The sequence below is a fragment of the Mesorhizobium sp. M7A.F.Ca.MR.362.00.0.0 genome, assembly GCF_004023175.1.
GTDB lineage: Bacteria > Pseudomonadota > Alphaproteobacteria > Rhizobiales > Rhizobiaceae > Mesorhizobium.
In genome coordinates this window covers 6,034-9,408 of the sequence record NZ_RZTF01000257.1, presented here as the reverse complement: position 1 = coordinate 9,408, position 3,375 = coordinate 6,034, and the positions used below count along the sequence as shown (strand labels likewise).

The 3,375-nt window shown below is 61.0% G+C and carries 5 protein-coding genes; 1 reads left to right on the top strand and 4 read right to left on the bottom strand.

Annotated elements, in window-relative coordinates; all coding sequences use genetic code 11:
- From EOC06_RS25535 to EOC06_RS25525, 3 genes are all read right to left on the bottom strand, one after another.
- The coding region (locus EOC06_RS25535) for an ABC transporter permease (RefSeq protein ID WP_245470056.1) at window positions 1-800 on the bottom strand (800 nt) is incomplete at its 3' end.
- A complete protein-coding gene (locus EOC06_RS25530) occupies window positions 797-1,783 on the bottom strand; it encodes an ABC transporter substrate-binding protein (protein WP_127327540.1) in 987 nt (328 codons plus the stop codon). The genes EOC06_RS25530 and EOC06_RS25535, both read right to left, overlap by 4 nt.
- 33 nt (window positions 1,784-1,816) lie before the next feature.
- A complete protein-coding gene (locus EOC06_RS25525; protein ID WP_127269602.1) occupies window positions 1,817-2,026 on the bottom strand; it encodes a hypothetical protein in 210 nt (69 codons plus the stop codon).
- Between the two features lie 363 nt (window positions 2,027-2,389).
- Between EOC06_RS25525 and EOC06_RS25520 the strand changes: the two genes are divergently transcribed.
- Window positions 2,390-2,770 (top strand): cytochrome c family protein, encoded by a 381-nt coding sequence (locus EOC06_RS25520; protein WP_127321093.1) that lies wholly within the window; start codon window positions 2,390-2,392, stop codon window positions 2,768-2,770.
- A 47-nt stretch (window positions 2,771-2,817) separates the two neighbouring features.
- On the opposite strand, the gene EOC06_RS25515 is transcribed toward EOC06_RS25520, so the two are convergent.
- A partial coding sequence (locus EOC06_RS25515; RefSeq protein WP_245470054.1) for an HAD-IA family hydrolase occupies window positions 2,818-3,375 on the bottom strand: 558 nt, incomplete at its 5' end.

The following is a 3,375-nucleotide window of genomic DNA, read 5'->3' as shown; positions in this document are numbered from 1 at the left end:
GTTGCATGTCGTTCAACGGGCTGCACCAGGAGAAGTTCAATGACAAGCATCACCGCCACGAAAGCCAGCGTGTAGGCAAGAATGGCGGCGACATCGAAGAGCTGGAAATAGAGATGGATCTGGAAGCCGACACCGTTCGAGCGGCCGAGCAGTTCGACGACCAGGACGATCTTCCAGATGAGGGCAATGCCGGATCGCGATGCGGCGGCAAGATAGGGCTGCAATTGCGGCAGCAGGATATGGCGGATGCGTTCAAGGCGGCCGAAGCGATAGACGGTGGCCATTTCGGCGTAACTTGGATCAAGCGCCCTGGCGCCTTCGCGCATCGTCACCACGACATTCGGGATCTTGTTCACCGCCACCGCGCCGATCGCCGCCGCCTCGTTGAGGCCGAACCAGATGTAGCCGAGGACGATGACCACCAGCGCCGGGATGTTGAGGAACAGGATCACCCATGGGTTGAAAAAGCGGTCGACGCGACGATGGCTGCCGAGCAAAACGCCGATGACGGATCCGACGATCATGGCGACGATATATGCCGCGGCGACCCGGCCGAGAGTCACGCCGAGATGGTAAAAGAGGTCGCCGCTCGCAGCCTCCCTGAGAAGCACCTGCCAGACCTGCCGAGGCCCTGGAAAGGCACGGCTTGGCCAGACGCTTGCCGCAAGGTTCCACAGCAGGCAAAGCCCGAGCAGGGAGACCGCTACGGTCAGCGCGGGCATGAGTGCCGTCGCCAGACTGCGTCGGCCGGACATGCTCGGCGGAGCATCACGCGTGCCGTCGGTCCCCAATGCGGTCATTTCCGGGGATCCTGCCAGAACGTGCCGGGCGCCATTTCCGGCGCGCTGCCGACAAGTTTCGCGCCGCCGACCGCCGCCAACACATGGTATAGCCTGCCGGCGTCGGCCGCTTCCTCGGCGACCGACCGTCTGGGAATGCCCTGGCGGTAGCGATCGCGCAGTTTTTCCAGTTCCTTGCCTTCAGCGCGAATGATCGGCGCCAGGCGCAGCCATTCGTCATCGGATCTGGCCAGCAAGTCCTTGGCTTGCGCGGACGCCCTCACGAAACCCCTGACTGCATCCGGGTTCTCGTTTGCCCATTGGTCATGGAAGACGTAACCGAGGGCCGAAACGGGTCCCAGAGCCCCGAGCGACTTTGCCGCGTCGTTCACGCCGATCAGTCGACGGAAGCCATTGGCCTCGAGACGGGCGCAAAAATGCCAGAAATTCAGCACCGCATCGAGTTCGCCCTGTATTGCCTTTTCCGAAATCAGCGGCGGCGCGCCAAAGACGATGTCGCTGGTTGCCGACAGGTCGACGTCGAGATCGCGTCTGGTCAGCGCTTGGATAAGCAGCCAACTCTTGTCGAGCGGGCCGCCGGCGACGCCGATTTTCTTGTCCTTGAGATCGGCGATCGTCCGGATCGGCGAGTCCTCCTTCACCATGATCGCCCCCACGGCGGTCGAATAGGGGGTCAATGTGACGTCACCGCCTTCGGAGCGCTGGCGCGAGACCCATAGCCAGTCGGAGACGATCATGTCGATCGCGCCAGCCAGCATCGCGACGTTGGTTGCATCCTCGCCGGCGAAGTCGATGATCTCCAGATCGATCCCGTTGGCGGCATCGAATTTGTGCCGCCTTAGCGTATCGAGTTCCCAACTCACGGTTCCAAACTTCAGCACACCGAGGCGAATCCTGGCTGCCGCAACGACCGGCCTGGTAGCAAGAACAGCGGCTGTCCCGAGAACCGCTAGACGCAGCGTCATGCGCCGTGAAACCATCATGACACCTCCTCCCCAGGGTTCCGCGCAGCCAAATCAGATGGCTCGTTCCTTGCTCGGAAATGCGCATTTCCAGCGCATGACCTTGAGGTTCGGGTGTTCTTGAGACCATTTCGCGATTTCGCTGGGGGCAAGGATCATGCATTGGAACAGAGTGCCGCGGCTCTCGAAATAGAGATGTTCGTCTCGGCAATTGCTCGGATTGGCGCTGAGGCAAACCGTCAATATGAGATCGACCATGTCCATTCAGCACCTCTTGCGCGTTCCCAAACGCCCATATCGGCGAGCCCAGCCCAACCAGGAGCGAGGACAAAATCACCGCTTGCCGGATTTCCCGAGGTGCCAATGGAGAAACCGGAATGAGGTCAAGCTACGCGCTCGCCGGATAGCCGTCAACAAAGACGAATGGACAGGTCTCTTGAGCACCCAGGCCTCTAAACCTTTGTACGATTGACTTTCACAACATGCCAATTAGCTTCTGAGCCACGCGGCGCGGCTCCACGGGAGAAGCGGATATTCCACTCCACCGCGTAAGGCGCATGCAGACGGATCAAAGGATCGGCATGCGCAAATCGTCCAGGGCACCCAGACGATCAATGAGGAAATACCATGCGCGCAATCGCATTTTTCGCAGTCATGTCCGTTGTGCCCTTCATCGCGAGCCAATCCCAGGCCCAGGATGCGGCGGCTGGTGAGAAGGTCTTCGCCAAATGCAAGGTCTGCCATGCCGCCGACCAGGACAAGAACAAGGTCGGCCCGTCGTTGAACGGCGTCATAGGCCGAACGGCTGGGACACACCCGGGGTTCAGCTATTCTCAGGCGATGGTCGCGGCTGGCAAATCCGGCGTCAAATGGGATGAGCCCTCGCTGAAGACCTATCTTCACGATCCCAAGGCCATGATCAAAGGAACGAAGATGGCGTTTGTCGGCCTCAAGCAGGACGAAGACATCGCCAATGTCATTGCCTATCTGAAGCAATTCTCGAAATAGAGCGCAGCCGGCCGTTCGAATTTGCGTTCGGCCGGCGGACGCCTTGATCACGCATCGGCTTGCAGCCTCTGCATGGCCGAAGGCAGATCGAAAAGGCTGTCGCAAACGAGGTCGGCGCCAAGCTCTTCCACCGGAATGTGGCTGTAGCCGCCGCGCAACAGAATGACGGGCATGCCGGCGGCGCGTGCGGCGCCCAGGTCGGCGCCACTGTCTCCGACCAGCAGCGCGTCGCCGGCGTCGACCCCAAGCTGTGCCAACGCCAGCAGCAGGGCGTCGGGCGCCGGTTTCAGGTATGTCACCGCGTCTCCGCCAACGATTGCGCCGAAATATTCCGTCAATCCGAAATGAAGCAGGATTTCGCGGGTCGCCAACTGCGGTTTGTTGGTTGCCACCCCCATGCTTACTCCGCCCAAATGAAAGTGGGTGAGAGCCTCCCTGACTCCAGGCATCAGCCTTGTCAGGCCGGTCAGATGCCGGCGGTAGATAGGCGCCATGACGCGGTTGGCCTCATCGAGAGCGTTGCCGAGCAGTGGCGCTCCCGACGCCGCGAAGGCTCGCTCGATCAATTTCCTGACGCCGCCGCCGATCATGGCCGTGACCTGATC